This window comes from Nocardia sp. NPDC057455, from assembly GCF_042802775.1.
Taxonomy (GTDB): Bacteria; Actinomycetota; Actinomycetes; order Mycobacteriales; family Mycobacteriaceae; genus Nocardia.
The window spans coordinates 1-17,815 of sequence record NZ_JBHVDM010000092.1; the positions used below are offsets into that span (position 1 = coordinate 1).

The following is a 17,815-nucleotide window of genomic DNA, read 5'->3' on the forward strand; positions in this document are numbered from 1 at the left end:
GGTGCGCTCGAGGCCGGGGCCGTCGTCGTGCCGGTTATCGTCTGCGCTGACCGTCTTCGCGACGGTGCCGCGGCTGCCAGACGACCAGCGCGGTACTGCGTTGCGGGGCGAGATCGGGACGGTAGCCGGCCCGGGTTCGCTCCAGCTCGGCCGCCAGTTCCGCGACCTGCTGACGCAGCTCCTCCACCTGATTGGTCAGTTCGATGATGCGTTTGATGCCCGCGAGGTTGACGCCCTCGTCCTGGGACAGCCGCTGCACCTCGCGCAGCAGCTCCACGTCCCGGGCCGAATAGCGCCGCCCGCCGCCCGAAGTACGTTGCGGCGTGACCAGTCCAAGACGGTCATACGTGCGCAGTGTCTGCGCATGCATGCCGGCCAGCTGGGCCGCCACCGAGATCATGAAGAACTCGGCACGCGACCCGCCGGACGCGTTCTTCGGTTCCGAGGACATCACGCACCTGCCCATCCTGCACGTGGATCGAAGCCACTGGCCCGCTCCGCCTCCTGGTAGCGCTCGAGCGCCTCCACGGCCTCGCCGTCCAGCTTCTGCGGAATCGCGACCTTCACCGTCACCAGCAGGTCACCCGCGCCACCGCCACGCTTGGGCACACCACGGCCGCGTACCCGTAAAGTTCGGCCGTCGGCGGTACCCGGAGGCACCTTGACGCCGACTCGGCCGTCCAGGGTGGGCACCGAAACCGTGGTGCCGAGCACCAATTCACTGTAACTGACCGGAAGTACGAGGGTCAGGTCGTCGCCGTTGCGGCCGAAGACCTTGTCCTGGCTGACGTGGACGGTGACATAGAGGTCGCCCGAAGGTGCCCCGCGCAGTCCCGCCTCGCCCTGACCGGCCAGCCGAATCCGTTGCCCGTCACCGACTCCCGGAGGAATCCGCACCGTGATGGTGCGCGTGCGGTTCTGGATGCCGCTACCGCGGCAGTCGACGCACGGGTCATCGATGATCGATCCGCTGCCCCGGCACTCGTCGCACGGCTCACTGAAGCCGAACGCGCCCTGGTTGCGGCTGACGACGCCGGTTCCGTTGCAGAGCGGGCAGACCCGCGGACTCGTACCCGGTTTCGCGCCGCTGCCGTGACACGTGGTGCACGGCGAAGGGCTGGTCATCCGCAGTGGGACCGTGACCCCCTGCGCCGCCTCCCGGAAACCGAGCGTCGTCTCGGTCTCCACGTCGGCGCCGCGCCGCGGACGGCTCGACGACGTCCGCGTGCCGCCCCGGTTGAACAGACCGCCGAGCAGGTCACCGAGGCCACCGTCGCCGGCGCCCGCGCCGCCGAAGATGTCCCCGATGTTGAACTCCTGCGAGAAGCCGCCGCCCGCACCGGATCCGAATCCACCGCGACCGTAGCCGCCACCCGCGAAGAGCTTGCGGGTGTCGTCGTACTCCTTGCGCTTGGCCGGATCCGACAGCACGGCGTGCGCCTCGCTGACGGCCTTGAACCGCTCCTCGGCTTTGTTGTCACCCGGGTTGGCGTCCGGATGCAAGTCACGCGCGAGCTTGCGATAGGCCTTCTTGATCTCGTCCTGCGAGGCGCTGGAGGAAACACCCAGCTCCTTGTAGAAGTCCTTTTCGATCCACTCCCGTTGGCTCACCGAGCATCTCCTCCTCTCGCATCATTGATCGTTCGCGCCGGCATCATCGTCCGATGCCTCTTCGGTCGGTTGTTCGGCGTTCTCCGTGAGATCGGCCACGCCGTCGGTTACCCCGACGAGCGCGTGCCGAAGCACCCTATCGCCGAAGCGATAGCCTTTGCGCATCACAATGCCGATCACCGGATCGTGGCCGGAGCCCTCGTGCTGCACGGCCTCGTGCAGGGTCGGATCGAAGGGTTCACCCTCCGAGCCGAACTCCTCGAGACCCTGCTTGAGCAGCGCGGCCGACAGCTTGTCGGCCACCGACCTCAGCGGACCGGATTCCAGGTCGCCGTGTGCCCGCGCGCGGTCGAGATCGTCGAGCACGCCGAGCAATTCGGTGACCACCGACGCCTTGGCGGTATCGATCACGGCCTTGCGGTCGCGCTCGACCCGGCGCCGATAGTTGGCGTACTCCGCGGTCAGCCGCTGCAGGTCGGCGGTGCGCTCGGCGAGCTCGCCGCTGATGGTGTCGGCGAGCGCGTCGCCGCCGTTGCCGCTCTCCACACCGTTGCCTGCCTCCGGGGCCTGCGCGGCCGCGGCGCCGTTGTCCGCGGCCGGCTGCCTGATCTCACCGGTCTCCGGATCGATCTTCCGGTTGTCGACGAAGGTGATCGGCTCCTTCTCAGAGTTGCCCTCGGTCACTTCTTCTCCGTGTCGACCGGCTCGTCCACGACCTCGGCGTCCACAACCTGGTCATCGTCCTGCGCGCTGCTCGACGCGCCGTTGCCCTGCGCCGCGGCGTCCGCGGCGGAGGCCTCGTAGATGGCCTGGCCGAGGGCCTGCGACTCGGTCGCCAGCTTCTCGACGGCCGCCTTGACCGCGGCGATGTCGGTGCCCTTGAGGGCCTCGTTCGCCTCGGCGATGGCCGCCTCGACCTTGGTCTTGACGTCCGCGGGGACCTTGTCCTCGTTTTCCTTGATGAACTTCTCGGTCTGATGCACCAGCGACTCGGCCTGGTTGCGGGTCTCGGCCTCCTCACGGCGGGCCTTGTCCTCGGCGGCGTGCGCCTCGGCGTCCTTGACCATCCGATCGATCTCCTCCTTGGACAGGCCGGAGCCGTCCTGGATCTTGATCGTGTTCTCCTTGCCGGTGCCCTTGTCCTTCGCGGTGACGTGCACGATGCCGTTGGCGTCGATGTCGAAGGTGACCTCGATCTGCGGCACGCCGCGCGGGGCCGGCGGGATGCCGGTCAGCTCGAAGGAGCCGAGCAGCTTGTTGTGCGAGGCGATCTCGCGCTCACCCTGGAACACCTGGATCTGCACCGACGGCTGGTTGTCGTCAGCCGTGGTGAAGGTCTCCGAACGCTTGGTCGGGATGGTGGTGTTGCGCTCGATGAGCTTGGTCATCACCCCGCCCTTGGTCTCGATGCCCAGCGACAGCGGGGTCACGTCGAGCAGCAGGACGTCCTTGACCTCACCCTTGAGCACACCGGCCTGCAGGGCGGCGCCGACGGCGACGACCTCGTCCGGGTTCACGCCCTTGTTGGGCTCTTTGCCACCGGTCAGTTCCTTGACCAGATCGGAGACTGCGGGCATACGGGTGGAGCCGCCGACGAGCACCACGTGGTCGATGTCGGCCACCTTGATGCCCGCGTCCTTGATCACGGACTGGAACGGCGCACGGGTGCGGTCGAGCAGATCCGAGGTGATCTTCTGGAACTCGGCGCGGGTCAGCTGCTCGTCGAGGAACAGCGGGTTCTTGTCCGCGTCGACGGTGATGTAGGGCAGGTTGATCGAGGTGCTCTGCGAGGAGCTCAGCTCGATCTTGGCCTTCTCGGCGGCCTCACGCAGCCGCTGCATGGCCATCTTGTCCTTGGTCAGGTCGATGCCCGAGCTGCCCTTGAACTTGTCGACCAGCCACTGCACGACCCGCTCGTCCCAGTCGTCACCACCGAGGTGGTTGTCGCCGGAGGTGGCGCGGACCTCGACGACGCCCTCGCCGATTTCCAGCAGCGAGACGTCGAAGGTACCGCCACCGAGGTCGAAGACCAGGATGGTCTGTTCCTTGTCGCCCTTGTCCAGGCCGTAGGCGAGCGCGGCCGCGGTGGGCTCGTTGACGATGCGCAGGACGTTCAGGCCGGCGATCTGGCCTGCTTCCTTCGTGGCCTGCCGCTGGGCGTCCTCGAAGTAGGCGGGCACGGTGATGACCGCGTCGGTGATCTCCTCACCGAGGTAGGACTCCGCGTCGCGCTTCAGCTTCATCAGCACGCGCGCGCTGATCTCCTGCGGGGTGTACTTCTTGCTGTCGATGTCCACCGACCAGTCGGTGCCGATGTGCCGCTTGACGGAGCGAATGGTGCGGTCGACGTTGGTGACGGCCTGGTTCTTGGCCGGCTGGCCGACCAACACCTCACCGTTCTTCGCGAACGCGACGACCGACGGGGTGGTGCGCGATCCTTCCGAGTTGGCGACGACGACCGGCTCTCCGCCTTCGAGAACGGCGACGACCGAGTTCGTGGTCCCGAGGTCGATTCCGACCGCACGAGCCATTGTGGTTCCTCCTAGTTGACGTACCAATGTGTGTCGGTGCCGGGCGAAAACCGCACTGCGACGCCCGATGAAGGACGCCGCGAGACCTCGCCCCCAGCACCTCACGGAGCACGGTCCCAGCAACACTGAGCGTGGTCGGCTCAATCCTGCCTCGCGGGCGTCTCGGAGTCAACCGAAACTTGAGCCTTACACACTCAATCTTGTCGAATAGCTCAACGGGCGACTCGCACGTTTAATTCCCGGACGACGACACGAATGCGTGACCCGCCGCACAATCCGGCCATCGCGACGTCACCGATCCTCGGCCCGTGGCGCCTACGACCGCCGCACGGCCGAGGAAGTCACGACGGGCGCCTCGCGCGGTTAGGGTGACGGCGGGGTGGCCGGGCCGGTCGCGCCGTCGATCCGAGGAGTCGCCATGAGGGCCGCCGTCGTCACCGCCGCCGAGTTCGAGGTCGCTGAGCTGCCCGCGCCCCGGCCCGGCGCCGGTCAACTACTGATCGACGTGTCGCGCTGCGGCATCTGCGGTTCGGATCTGCATGCCCGCACGCACGCCGACGAACTGTCCGACTTGGCCGTGGCCACGGGCTACGAGCACTTCATGCGTTCGGATCAGAGTGTGGTCCTGGGGCACGAATTCAGCGGAACAGTAGTGGATTACGGCCCGGACTGCCGCAAGAGATGGCGGACGGGGACACCGGTGGTGGCCCTTCCGATCGTCCGGCACGGCAAGCAGCCCCATCTGGTAGGGCTGTCGACCGCGGCGCCGGGTGGCTACGCCGAGCAGGTGGTGGTCCAGGAATCGATGACCATGCCGGTGCCGAACGGCTTGTCCCCGGAACACGCCGCGCTGACCGAACCCATGGCGGTGGCCTGGCACGCGGTACGCAAAGGCCGCGTCGCCAAGGGGCAGACGGCGTTCGTCATCGGTTGCGGGCCGATCGGCCTCGCGGTGATCAGCATGCTGAAGGCCGCGGGGGTGCGCACCGTGGTCGCCAGCGACTATTCGCCACGTCGGCGGGAACTCGCCACCGCCTGCGGCGCCGATGTGGTGGTGGACCCGGCGACGGAATCGCCCTGGACGGCCGCTCCGAAGAAAGGGCGGATCAACGGCGTCACCGACATCCTCGCGCTCGGCTTCGACGCCATGGATCGTCTGCGACGGGTCCCCAACCTGCCGTGGTGGTACGTCTTCCGGCTGGCCCACACCTTGAACACGGGACCGGCCGGGCCGGTGATCTTCGAATGCGTCGGGGTGCCCGGCATCATCGATCAGATCCTGGCGGCCGCCCCGCCGCTGTCGCGCGTCGTCGTGGTCGGGGTGTGCATGGAAACCGACCGTTTCCATCCCGCGATGGCGATCAACAAAGAGATCGAACTGCGGTTCGTGCTCGGCTACGACCCCGGCGAGTTCCGCGACACCTTGCACATGCTCGCCGACGGCAAAGTCGACCCCAGCCCGCTGATCACCGGGACCGTCGGGCTCGACGGCGTGGCCGACGCCTTCACCGCCCTCGGCAACCCGGAGCGGCACGCGAAGATCCTGATCGACCCGCGCGCTACCGGCGCCGCCCTGCTGTAAGGACGCGCACTCAGGGTGCCGCGGCGAGAACCTCGTCGGCGATCTTCTCGTCCAGCGTCACCCGCACCAGGGCCGCGGCGAGCTCCGCGGTGTGATGATCCGGCGCCAGCCGCGCCAAGTGGTCGGGATCTTCCGGCAACTGCACGCGCTTGGCGCCGCGCAAGGCCCGTTCGTCGAAGTGCGGCCGGACCCAGGTCCAGATGTCCTGGATCTCGCGCAGGAAGATATGGGCCCCGGTCGGACCGATGCCGTCGAACTCTTGCAGCAGTTCCGCGGCGCGCTCGGGGTCGTTATCCGCCTTCTTCGCCAGTTCCCGCAGGTCACCGTGGTAGCGGTCGAGCAAGCGCGTGGCGTTGTGGTGCAGCCTCGTGGCGGTGCTCTCGTCGTAGCGGCGATAGTTCGCCCGCCCCAGCGCATCGACCAGTTCCTGCCACTCCGCGTCGGCGACCCGGTGTGGCGTCCGGTAGCCGCTGCTGATCAGCTCTCGCGCGGCTCCGATGGCGATATCGGCGGAAATGCGGGTGCTGAGCAGTTGGGAAAGCATGAGCAACTGGAAAAGTGCGGCCGGTTTGTCGTCGAGCGTGATACCCGATTCCTCGGCATATCCCGTGCCCGCACGGACGAGCAATTCGTGGACGACGTCCTCTTGGCTCATCGTTACCTCCTCTCGCTACCAGGGCGCATACCCGGACGCACGTCGACTACACCGCCCATGGGCGGCGGAATGCGCCCGTCCCCGCAGGTCACGGCGTTTCGGTCACGGAGTTCGGCGACGGCTCATTCCGGCAGCACGTTCAAGGTGCCTTCCGCGCTGCGGGCGGCGGTCGAGCAGGCCGTGGCGGTGAACTGGTCGGCCAGGGGGTGGCGCGCCCTCGCGCGCCATTTACGCACCGCGGCCACCGCTTGCGCGCGCTGGGCGGTGAGCGGCGCGTCGGACGGGAGGCCCAGACGCAGGTGGGGTGCGATTCCCGAACCGCCGATGAGGCGGTGCAGTTCGGCGAGATCGTCGACGGGCAGCGCCAATTCGTCGGTGCGCAGGCGGCCGAGCAGGCGCAGCTCGGCGAAACCGTGCACGTCCGCGAGCAAGGTGCGCACCCTGGGCAGCAGTCGATCGGCCGGGGTGCCACGGTAGGCGGTCAGCACCCGGGCCAGCGCGGTGAGCGCGGAATGCGCTTTGAGCTGGTCGGCGCGCTGCCCGAACTGCACGTCGAGCACCGAGCGCAGTTCGTCCACGCCGCTGCGGCTGGTCAATTCGGCGGCCAGCGTGGCCGAATCGCGCACACCGAGCCGGATCAGCGTGACCGCCATGCGAATACCGAACAACCCGAACCGCTCGGCGAGCTGCGCACGCAGTTCCGGCGGTACCGGAAGCGGCACGTCGGCGCGGGCGAAACGATCGGCCGAGAGCAACGCGGCGCTCAGTTCATCGACCGGTACCCGCGCCAGCGTCTCGAACGCCGCGAACTCCTGCTGACGCAGTGTCGCCGCGGCGAACGCGAGCAGCCCGGCGACCGGGATCACGGCCTGGCACAGCCCCGTTCGTTCCAGCTCCCCGGCGAAACGCGTGGCGACATCCCGTGCCGAGTGCAGCGCGTCGATCCGGCCTGCCCCGATCTCGTCGGCCCGCGAGACCACACCGACGATGCCGAGCGGACCTGGCGCCCCCGGCCCGCCGTTGGCCGCGGCGGTACCCGCGCCCACGCGCTCCAGGAACTGCACGTCGGTCGCGTCCAGCCTGCGCAGCAGATACACGACGGCGTCCGCGCCCGGGATGGCGATTCCCTGCTCGGACCGCTCGTCGTCCGCACCCGGAGTCAGCAGACGCGCGGTGCGCCGCGACACCTCGCGCGACAGCGAGGACGTGCCCGGGGTGTCGATGATCGTGGTCTGTGTCAGCGCCGCGGCGGGCCATTCGACCTCGAGATGGTCGACCTCGCGCGGGGCAGGCGTGTTCCAGTTGAGCCGATCCAGATCGAAGGTCAGCCCGTGCGTCCCGCTGCCGCGCCGGACCACGACGTGCGCGCGGGCGCCATCGGGGGCGTAGGCGGTCACGCTCGGCGTCGAGCCGTACCGATACCAGGTGACCACCCTGGTGCACTCGGTCGCGTCGGTGGGTGCGATGTCCTGTCCGACGAGGGAATTCAGCAGAGTGGATTTGCCCGCCTTGATCGAACCGGCCAGCGCGACGCGCAGCGGCTGGTCCAATCGGCGGGCGCAATCGGCCAGCAGGGCCCGCGGGCGCGGCTCGCTCGCCAGCGCCGCCTGCGCCGCGCCGACCAGCTGATGCGCCTCGGCGACGACTCCCGGCACCGGGCCACCATCACGTCTCACGGGGCTACCGTACCGGCGGGTCCCATCGGTAGTGCGGTCTGCATGGCATCGGCGTATCGGCGCAGTTCAGCGACCACGCGCAGCTGCTGTTCCAGTTGCGCGCCGCGTTCGGCGCGGCTGGTGGCGACCATCGACGCCGCCTCCTGCGCGGCCCGCAGCGACTCGTCGATCGAGCGCAGACTGCGTTCGGCGACGCCCGCGTAGTGGTCGCGCAACGCGCGGTGGATGCGGTGCAGCCGGTCCTTCGACTCTTTGCCCGCCTGGAACGCCACGTCGTCGACGAAGCGGCGCACCGCCGCCTTCGCCTCGTTGCGCCGCTTGGCCAGCCTGGCCTGCTTGTCGTCTCGGAAGGCCTTGCCGCCCACGATCAATCCCGCGCCGATCGAGATCGGGTTGAGCAGGGCCAGCCCGGCGAAAGTACTGGCCAGCCCCACCATGAGCACGCCGCCGTAGGAGCCGCGCATGCCGACGAGCAGTTTGCTGCCGAAACCGATGTCGGGCTCCAGATCGGCGAGCGTGCCGGAGAGGGCGCGGCCGGTGTCGGCTCCGCTGCCGGGGCGCACGTCCGGCAGGTCGACGGCGCCGAGTTCGGCGAAGTGTTCGGCGACGCGCTCGGCCAGCTCTATCGCCCGGGAGTGCGTCCACAGCAAGTTGTCGCCGAGCGCGGTGTCGACGGTGCCGGTGAGGTGTTCGGCGATGCGGTCCCAGTGCCGGCCCGGGTCGTGCTCGTCGATCCATTCCTCGGTGGTGCGGGCGAGGTTGCGCAGGCGGTCGCGCAGGTCGTGATCGACGTCCCCGGCGAGGTCGGTGATGCCGTCGGCGAGCGTCTGCTGCCAGGCGGCGGTCCTGCGGTGCAGTTCCTCGGCCGCCGAGCGGGCGGATTGCAGCTCGCGAACCGCTGCCGCGCCCTGCGCGGGATCGCGGACCGCCACCAGCTCGCTGCCCAGCGCCAGCGCGAGATGCTCCGCCGCGGAGCGGATATCGCGGGCCACGGCGGCGCGGGTGGCCAGCTGGTCGCGCGCCACGACCTGGTCGCGAAGGAAGGTGTACAGCACGCCGAAGCCGGATTCGACGCCGAGCTGCTGATCCTGCAATTGCATGGCGTGGCTGCGCAGCAGCGACGACACCGGGATCATCGGCACGTCGAGGCGTGCCCGTGCGAGATGGTTCAGGTCGGCTTCGTGCACCTGCCGCCAATGCGGGTACAGGTCGGTCTTGGTGAGCAACAACGCGACCGTCGGGCACAGCTCCCGCACCTGCCGCAGGAATGCCAGTTCCGGCTCGGTGAGTTCGGTCGACGCGTCCGACAGCACCAGCACCGCGTCCGCGGCGGGCACCATTCCGAGCACGCCCGCCGCGTGGGCGTTGCCGTGCCCGCCGACGCCTGGCGTGTCGATCAGCACGATGCCGTCGGCCAGCAGCGCGTTGGGCACCTGGACCTCCAAGCGCACGATCCGCCGACCCTGCGCGTGCGGTGAGCGTTGATCGATCACGCCGATCTCCGCGATCGGCACCACCACCCTCGTCTCCGCGCCGCTGGAAGCGCCGTGCGCCGCGAGCACCAGCTCCGCGCGCGGCTCGGGGCCGTGCGCGAGCAGCATCGGCACCGTGGTGGTGGCGTCGTCGCCTACCGGGCAGATGTCCAGATTCAGCAGCGCGTTGACGAAACGGCTTTTGCCCTGGTCCAGCTGTCCGGCGACGACGATGCGCCTGCGCGGGTCACGAACCCGGTCGGCCGCCACTTCCAGGCGGCCGACCAGATCGTTGCGGCCCGCGGCACGGGCCGCCGCGATGGTTTCACCGAGTACCGAGAGCAGCGGTACCGCCGGTGGAGTGGCGTTCGGCGCGGGCGTCCCCATCGCGGTATCGACCTCTTTCCGTATTACCGGGCAACTGTCAGTGCAGGAATGTATCGCCACCCAGGTCGGCGCCCGCGGAACCACTGAACTCCGAGCTCGCGTGGCTTTCTCCGAACAGACCCGAGCCGGTATCGCCGCTGGTCGAGCTGTCCAAGCCCGATCCGAACGCGCTCGACACGTCCAGCGAGGACCACGTGTGCGCGGTCGAGCCGACACTGCCGCCGAGACCCGCGCCGGTGTCCACCGCACCGTGCGCCGCACCGCCGGCGCCGGCCTGCGCCGTACCGCCGAGCCCGGCCGTGGCATCCAAGCCCGAGCTCGCGTGCGAGCCGATACCGCTGTCCAGGCCCGAACCGAGGTGCGTTCCCGCGCTCGACGCACCCTCGAGACCACTCGACAGGCTCCCGCCCGCGCTCCCCGCGGCACCGAGACCGGTAGACAGACCACTCTCCAAACCCGCACCCGCGCTCCCCGCCGCACCGACACCGACAGACAGACCACTCTCCAAACCCGCACCTACCGCGCTATCGATTCCGGTGGAGAGGCCGGAGCCGAGTCCGGCACCCGCATCGAGCCCGGCCGACAGACCCGAGCCCAGCCCGGCACCCGCTTGCGCTCCGGCATCAAGCCCGGCCGACAGACCCGAACCCAGTCCGGCACCCACCTGCGTTCCAGCGTCGAGGGCGCCGGTGACTCCGGTTCCCAGTCCGGCACCGGCCTGCGCCGCGCCCTCCACGCCGGTGGACAGGCCACCACCGAGGCCGGTGGACAGGCCTGTCTCCAATCCGGTCGCGCCGTGGACCCCGGCATCGAGCGCCCCGCCGAGCCCGCTCTCCAGGTTCGCGCCGACCTGTCCGCCGGTGTTCAGCGAGCTGTCCAGTCCGCCGCCGAGCTCGGCCCCGGTGCTCACGGCCGCGCCGAGACCCGTCGCGAGCCCGGTCTCGAGACCCGCCGTCGCTTGCGTTCCCAGGTTTCCGGCACCGCCGACGGCCGAGGAGAAATTGCTTCCCAGCCCCGCGGCCATATTTCCGGATCCTTGTGCGGCGGTGTCGATTCCGCCGGTGAGCCCGGTCGTCGCCTGGCCCGTCGCATCGAGCGCGCCACCGAGACCGGTCTCCAGACCGGAACCGATCTGCGCACCCGCGTCGGCCGCGCCGTGCAGTCCGCTGGACACCCCGCCGCCGAGCCCGGCACCAGCCTGCCCACCGGCACCGAGACCCGTTGCCAGGTCGCCCGCAGCGCCCACCGCACTCTGGAAACCGGCACCCAGGCCCGTGGTCGCGTCCACCGCACCCTCGAGACCCGCACCGGCACCGGCTTGCCCAGCGGCACCGAGGCCCGCGGCCAAACCACTCGCGGCGTCCACAGCGCCCTCCAGACCCGCACCAGCCGAGCCGCCCGCACCCAGCGCCCCACCGATGCCGGTACTCAATCCACCGGCCGCATCTACAGCGCCTTGCAGACCTGCACCGGCACCGAGACCTGCCGTCAGATCAGTCGCCGCACCGGCAGCACCGCCCACGGCACCTCCGAGATCCGCACCCGAACCGGTCGTCGCGTCGATGGCGCCTCCGAGACCCGCACCCACACCGGTGGAGAGGTAAGCCGCACCACCGATCGCGCTCTCGAAACCGGCGGTCAGATCAGTCGCCGCACCCGCAGCACCGCCCAAACCTGTGGTGAGATCCGCCGCGCCTCCGACTGCACCCTCCAAACCGGCGCCGAGACCGGTCGTCGCATCGACAACACCTCCCAGACCGGCGCCCGCCTGGGTACCGGCACCTAGCGCCGCATCCAGACCCGTCGTCGAACCAGCGGCCGAACCGACAGTGCCCTCGAGGCCCGCACCCACACCGGTGGCCAGATCCGCCGCCCCACCTACCGCGCTTTCGAAACCCGCCGTCAGATCAGTCGCCGCGCCCGCGGCACCTTCCAGACCCGTGGTGACCTCCGCCGCACCGCCGAGCGCGCCCCCCAGACCTGCGCCGATACCGGTGGTCGAACCGGTCGTCGCGCCCACTGCCCCCTCCAGACCAGCGCCGAGGCCGGCACCCAGCCCCGCGCTCAGGTCAGTCGCCGCGCCGAGACCGCTCTCCAGGCCCGCGTTCAAGCCGGTGCTGATGTCCGCCGCGCCTTCCAGACCCGCGCCGACACCCGTAGTGATGTCCGCCGCGCCGCCGATGGCGGTTTCCAGACCGGCGCCGAGGCCGGTCGTCGCATCGATAGCGCCTTCGAGACCCGCGCCCACACCGGCGCCGAGGTCAGCGCCCGCCTGCGCACCGGCGCCGAGGCCCGCGGTCAGGTCGGTTGCCGCGTTCACCGCGCCTTCCAAGCCCGCGCCGAGCCCGGTCGTCAAACCGGTCGTCGCGTCCACCGCGCCGCCCAGCCCCGCGCCGAGACCAGCGCCCGCCTGCGCACCGGCGCCGAGCACCGCGTCCACGCCGGTGGACAGACCGGCGGCGGCGTCCACCGCACCCTGCAGGCCTGCGCCGAGGCCCGCACCGAGGCCCGCTGCCCCGTTCACCGCGCCTTCCAGCCCGGCACCGAGCCCCGCCGCCGCATCCACCGCGCCTTCCAGCCCGACGCCGAGGCCTGCGCCCGCGCCGACTGCCGCGTCGATACCGGTGGAGAGGCCGGTCCCAAGGCCCGCGCCGATATTCCCCGCGCCTTCGGCGTCGAGGTCGATACCCCCGCCGATGCCGCTGATCACCTGCGCACCCGCGCCGAGCAGGCCGCCCACGGCGGCGGACAGGTCGGCGCCCGCGTTGACCACGGTGCCGAGACCCGCGGCCAGTCCCGCGCCGAGCTCCAGTCCGGTCTCGATCGCGGTATTCAGGCCCGCACCGACGTCGACGCCCGTACCGATACCGAGGTCGACGTCGACGCCGCCACCCGCGCCCGCACCCAGGTCCACACCGAGATCAGCGCCCAAGTCGACTCCGGCATCCGCCACCGCCGCCGCACCCACGGTGCTCGCCGCACCGACCGCGGCGGCGGCGCCGGTCTGCGCGCCCGCGGCCACGATGGCTTGCAACTGGGAACCGCCGGTCACCAGCGCCGATTCCGCCACCATCGGAGCGCAGAGGGTGATGTCCTCCGGGGTCACCGCGCTCAGGCCCGCAGCGGCCAGCGCCTGGGTCGGGTTGGCGCAGTAGGCGACCGCGGCCTCGTGGTTCCGCAGCAGATCGAGGATGAACTCCAGAATCGCATTGGGTGTCATGAGAATCTTCTCCTGAGTCCCGGCGGACCTCGCTGATCCGCAGTCGTTGGAATGCAAATCACGCTAGGAGCGCATCCCGTTACGCCGAAACGGGGCGAACCCCTACGACCGGCCGGGGGCACCCGATAGGGGTTGGAGCGAAATTAGGGGAATTTCCCTAAACGATCCCCTAACGAGGTAACGGCTGATGGCCAGCAACCGACAGAACGGTTGCGTCGGCAACTACAACGCCCAGCGCACCAGCTCGGACACACAGCAGCGACACCGGACCAGACAGTTTTTCGAACGGGGTTCTCGAATGACACAGCGCCTGGCGCTCGGCATCACTGTCGGGGCGTCGAATTCGGTCGCCGTGGCGGCAACGGAAGAGGGCGACGACGGCCACAGCCCGTCCGGCGGCGGCTATCTACGCTCGCATCCGAGCGTGTTGCGGCTGTCGCAGGACATGGCGCCCACGCTGGGCGCGGGCTCGCGCTCCACCGGCCGCCATTCCAGCGATGTCCTGCTCGAGGGTTTCCTCGCCAGGGTCGGCGATCCCGTCGGCATCCTCGCCGAGGACGGTTCCTCTTATTCCGCGCCCGACCTGGTGGCGACCGCGATCGGTTGCCTGGTCGACGAGATCGCCGCCGAGACGGGACGAACCGGCACCCAGGCGACGGTCGCCTGCCATCCGGCTTGGTGGTCGCGGCACACCGTCGACCTCCAGCGCGTCGCCCTGGAACGGGCCGGGCTCGGCGAGGTGACCCTGGTACCGGAGCCGACCGCCGCGATCCGCTGGCTCGACGCCGCGCACGGCAGGGCCGACGACGGCGCGGTGATCGTCTTCGACCTCGGCGCGACCGGCTCGACCGTCTCGGTGGTCCGCACCGGCGAGCACGCCAGCCTGCTGGGCACGCCGCTGCGCAACACCGACATCGCCGGCGCGGAATTCGATCTGCTGACCATGCGCTATGTCCTGGCAAATGCGGTGCTCGCCGCGGATTTCGATCCGTTCGATCCGGTCGTGGAACGCGAATTATCGGCTTTGCGGGAGCGCTGCAGAAAAGCGAAAGAAGAGCTTTCCATAAATACCGCGACGGTTGTCGCGGTTCGGCTGGACCCCGCGGATCCGCACGGCACCGTGCGGTTGGTGCGCGGCGAACTGGAAGACCTGCTACGCGGACCGCTGTCGAGCGCGATGGACCTGATCCGCGACGCGGTGCATCGGGCCGGGCTCGACCTCGGCGACGTCGGCCGCGTCCTGCTCACCGGAGGGGGCGGTGCGATCCCCCTGGTCGCCGAACTCGTGTCCACCGAGTTCGGATTGCCCGTCGTGGCCGCTCCCGACCCTGAGCACACCACCGCCCGCGGCGCGGCGCTGCTGGCCGCCGATCTGCTCGCCGCCGAGACCGACCAGCTCCCGATGGTCGATCCGGTGGCCGAGGACGAGACCGTGCCGCAGCCCAGAGCGCTCCCCTCAGCGGGGCTCGCGGCGTTGCCCGAACAACGTCCCGCTCGTCGTCGCGCGCTGACCAGCAGGCAGCGCATCGCGGTGGTGGCGGGCGCGGCAGCCGCCATCGGCTTGCTGGCCACCGGCACTCTCGCCATCGGCACCGGTATCCAGTCCGGCCCGAGCACTCCTGCCTCGACCGAGCCGTCCGTCACCGGCGCCGCACAGGTCGCCGCGACGACGGGAGCGCGGACGAGCGACCCGTCCGCACCGTCCGGCGTGGCCGCCACGAATTCCGCGGGCTCCCCCGCGCGGCCTGGAACCGAGGCGTCACAGGCCGGTTCGCCGACCCCGGCCCAGGGCACCACGGTGGCCGTGGTGAACAGCGAGCAGAGTCCCGATCAACCCGCGCCCGTGGACTCCCCGGCGCCGCAACCCGCGCCGCAGCCGCAACCGCAGCAGCCGTCTCCCGCTCCCGCCCCGGCGCCCACCAATCCGTCGCCGCCGACCCAGCAGCAGCCGCGGCCCACGCCGCCGACCGCGCCGAGCCTGCCGACCGGTGTGCTGGGCGACACCCTCGGCACGGTGCTGCGCGCCCCCGGAGAGATCCTGGGAGGCTCCGGTGGCTGATACCGCCTTCGACACCCTCCCGTGCGCCCGCGACATCTTCCGGGATCTGGATTCCTCCGACGACCAGCCGGTTGTCTACCTGATCCGCGGCCGGTCCCAGACCGGCAAGTCGACACTGCTCGCGGAAGTCCGGGCTCGCCTGCGCGCCCGGGGCGTCCCGCTGCAGGACGACACCGCCGCTCTCCAGCACGCGCACGCGCGCAACGGCGCGCACACGGCGACCCGCACACCGGCCACGGTCGCGGGCGGCACGGCAGGCGTGCCGACCGATCCCCCCCGCCCGGCCCTGATCATCGACAACGCCCACACGCTCGGTCGGCTCGATCTCGAATATCTCTGCGCCGCGGTGGAATCCGGGCATCGCACCATGGTGATCGCCGCCCAGCCGCGCCCGCACGACCCGCGGCTGCGGATGCTCGCCGACGTGGTCGCCCGGCGCGGTCGCGTCGTGGACCTGCGCCCGCTCGGCGTCGCGGACATGGCGCCGTTCGCCCGGGAACTGGGCATGATGGTGCCGCGCCAGGTCGCTCAGCACATTCACCTGCAGACCGCGGGTATCCGCGGCGGCGTGGTCGCCGCGCTCACCGCCGCCTGCTCGGCGCGCCTGGACGCGGGCATCTCCGCCGTGGACACGGCCGTCGCCGCGTGGGCGCGCGGGTTGCTGGACAATCTCGAGCCCGACCTGCTGGAGACCCTGGTGGTGGCCACCACGGGTACGGGTCTGGATTCCAGCGAACTCACCGAGGTCCTCGGCGTGGAACAGTCCGTCGCGCAGGATCTCATCGACCGTGCCAGGGCCAGCGCCCTGGTGACCGACGCCGACCTGCTGCTGGAACCCGCCGTCACGCCCCTGCGCACGCTGCTCGGCGACCGCAGGTTCGTCGCGGTCGAGCGCCGGTTGCTCGGAGCCCGGCTGGAGGCGGGTCTGCTGCGCGACCGGACCGCGCTGCAACTGGCCGAGTCCGGCGTGCGCGACCCTCGACTCGCCGACTTCCTCGTCGACGCCGCGGAGCAGGCGGGCCGCGACGCGGTTCGCTACTACGCCGCCGCGGCGGCCGCCGGAGCCGAACTCGATCTGATCGCACTGCGCTGGGCCGAGGCCGCCGCACGGACCGGGGACGGCGACACGGCCATGCGGCTGGCCGAGCCGATGCTGGCGCGGTCCGGCAGCACCGGCACGGAACTCGCGACGGCGGTCCGGATCTGCGCGGCGGTGCTCACCCGCCGCGGCCTGGTCGGTCGCGCGGCACAGCTGTACACCTGGCTCGGCGGGCAACGGGTCGGCCCGGATTGGGCGGTCGGAGCCACGGTGTTGTGCTTGGCGGGCGACGTGCCGGGCGCCAGGGAGATGTCCTCCTCGTCGACGCAGTGGCCGCCCACCGAGGCGGGCGCGCACGCGCGGTTGATCGCGACCGCGCTCGCGGACACCATCGAACCGGGCAACAACACCGCGGCGGCGGTATCGGCGCTGGTGCAGGCCGCGCACGCGGACGCGGGCGTGGACCGCTTCCTGCCGTGCACGGCGGCCTCGATCGCCACGCTGCTCTCGCTGAGTACCGGCGAGCCCCGCCGCGCCCAGGACGCCTTGCGGCGGGCCACCGCGAGCGGGCTGCGCTGCCATCAGCTCGACGTGCTCGCGGCCTGGACGGCGATGCTCGGCGGCGACGAGCGCGCCGCGGCGGCCACTGTTGCCGCGCTCGACTACGACCAACTCGACCTGCGCGACCGGCTGCTGGCGCACGGCGTCGCGGTCGGTCTCGCGCGGCGCAGCGGCGATCACACCGCGCTGGCCCGCGCGTGGCAGGAGGCGTATCCGCTGTTCGACGACGTGCAGGCCGACCTGCTCGCCCTGCTGCCGATCGGCGAGCTGTGGCTGGCCGCCATCCGGATGCGCGACGAACGCCGGATCGCGCCCTTGGTGGACGCGGCGCTCGCGCTGCTGAGCCGCTTGAACGATCCGCCCGCGTGGTCCAACGCCTTCCACTGGTACGGCGTGCAGGCCGCGATCGCGCACGAGAGCCCCGAGGCGCTGCTGCCGCACGCGCGAGCGCTGAAGGCCGCGGCCGAGGCGGGTGACCGGCACGCCGCCGTGCTCGCCGACGCGGGCCGCACCTGGGTGCTCGTGCTGCGCGGCCAGGTCGCCGCCGCACCGGTCCACGCGGCGGTCGCCGCACTCACCGAGATCGGTATGACCTGGGACGGCGCCCGGCTGGCCAGTGAGGCCGCGCTCGCGGCGCCCGACTCGGCGACGGCCACCGCACTGCTCAAGCTGGCCCGCACGGTCCGCGCCGACGCCCGTCCACAGGAGCCGCAGCCTCGGCCGCAGGCGCCTGCCGGGTCCAACGGCGAATCCGCGCCGCCGCCCGCGCCGCCGCAGGCCACGATCCTCAGCGAACGGGAACGCGAAGTGGCCGAACTGGTTCTGCTCGGGCTCACCTATCGCGAGATCGGTGCTCGCCTGTACATTTCCGCGAAGACGGTCGAGCACCATGTCGCGCGCATCCGACGCCGGGTCGGTGCCCGTTCCCGTTCGGAGTTATTGTCGATGCTCCGCGCCATGGGACACGGTTCGCTTCTGGTGTGACCGGGTGCGGTTCCGTAAGCGGGAACGCCGAGCGAGGT

General features: G+C 70.8%; 11 protein-coding genes. 3 read left to right on the top strand and 8 right to left on the bottom strand.

Annotated features, from left to right (window positions below; translation table 11 throughout):
* Nucleotides 1–34: 34 nt before the first annotated feature.
* Genes ACFU5M_RS27960 through dnaK form a run of 4 tightly spaced genes read right to left on the bottom strand, consistent with a single transcriptional unit; the run spans nt 35 to nt 4,142 of the window.
* On the bottom strand, nt 35–451 hold the full coding sequence (locus ACFU5M_RS27960; protein ID WP_063016447.1) for a heat shock protein transcriptional repressor HspR: 417 nt from the start codon (nt 449–451) through the stop codon (nt 35–37).
* Nucleotides 451–1,611 (bottom strand): molecular chaperone DnaJ, encoded by a 1,161-nt coding sequence (gene dnaJ / locus ACFU5M_RS27965; RefSeq protein ID WP_379053878.1) that lies wholly within the window; start codon nt 1,609–1,611, stop codon nt 451–453. The genes ACFU5M_RS27960 and dnaJ overlap by 1 nt, the downstream gene beginning before the upstream one ends.
* 21 nt (nt 1,612–1,632) lie before the next feature.
* A complete protein-coding gene (gene grpE, locus ACFU5M_RS27970; protein WP_379053879.1) occupies nt 1,633–2,295 on the bottom strand; it encodes a nucleotide exchange factor GrpE in 663 nt (220 codons plus the stop codon).
* Complete coding sequence (gene dnaK / locus ACFU5M_RS27975) at nt 2,292–4,142, bottom strand: molecular chaperone DnaK (RefSeq protein WP_379053880.1); 1,851 nt, start codon at nt 4,140–4,142, stop codon at nt 2,292–2,294. Before dnaK ends, grpE begins: the two co-directional genes overlap by 4 nt.
* A 418-nt stretch (nt 4,143–4,560) precedes the next feature.
* On the opposite strand from dnaK, the gene ACFU5M_RS27980 reads away from it, so the two are divergent.
* The gene (locus ACFU5M_RS27980; protein WP_379053881.1) at nt 4,561–5,724 is read left to right on the top strand and encodes a zinc-binding dehydrogenase; all 1,164 of its coding nucleotides are present in this window, start codon (nt 4,561–4,563) and stop codon (nt 5,722–5,724) included.
* A 10-nt stretch (nt 5,725–5,734) separates the two neighbouring features.
* On the opposite strand, the gene ACFU5M_RS27985 is transcribed toward ACFU5M_RS27980, so the two are convergent.
* From ACFU5M_RS27985 to ACFU5M_RS28000, 4 genes are all read right to left on the bottom strand, one after another.
* Entirely contained in the window at nt 5,735–6,379 is a 645-nt protein-coding gene (locus tag ACFU5M_RS27985) for an endonuclease (RefSeq protein ID WP_379053882.1), read from the bottom strand.
* A gap of 122 nt (nt 6,380–6,501) precedes the next feature.
* The gene (locus ACFU5M_RS27990; RefSeq protein WP_379053883.1) at nt 6,502–8,055 is read right to left on the bottom strand and encodes a dynamin family protein; all 1,554 of its coding nucleotides are present in this window, start codon (nt 8,053–8,055) and stop codon (nt 6,502–6,504) included.
* A complete protein-coding gene (locus ACFU5M_RS27995; protein WP_379053884.1) occupies nt 8,052–9,914 on the bottom strand; it encodes a dynamin family protein in 1,863 nt (620 codons plus the stop codon). The genes ACFU5M_RS27990 and ACFU5M_RS27995 overlap by 4 nt, the downstream gene beginning before the upstream one ends.
* 37 nt (nt 9,915–9,951) lie before the next feature.
* On the bottom strand, nt 9,952–13,134 hold the full coding sequence (locus tag ACFU5M_RS28000; protein ID WP_379053885.1) for an IniB N-terminal domain-containing protein: 3,183 nt from the start codon (nt 13,132–13,134) through the stop codon (nt 9,952–9,954).
* Between the two features lie 298 nt (nt 13,135–13,432).
* On the opposite strand from ACFU5M_RS28000, the gene ACFU5M_RS28005 reads away from it, so the two are divergent.
* The gene (locus ACFU5M_RS28005) at nt 13,433–15,193 is read left to right on the top strand and encodes an Hsp70 family protein (protein WP_379053886.1); all 1,761 of its coding nucleotides are present in this window, start codon (nt 13,433–13,435) and stop codon (nt 15,191–15,193) included.
* Nucleotides 15,186–17,777, top strand: coding sequence for a LuxR C-terminal-related transcriptional regulator (locus tag ACFU5M_RS28010; RefSeq protein ID WP_379053887.1), 2,592 nt, complete (start codon nt 15,186–15,188; stop codon nt 17,775–17,777). The genes ACFU5M_RS28005 and ACFU5M_RS28010 overlap by 8 nt, the downstream gene beginning before the upstream one ends.
* The last annotated feature ends 38 nt before the right edge of the window (nt 17,778–17,815 follow it).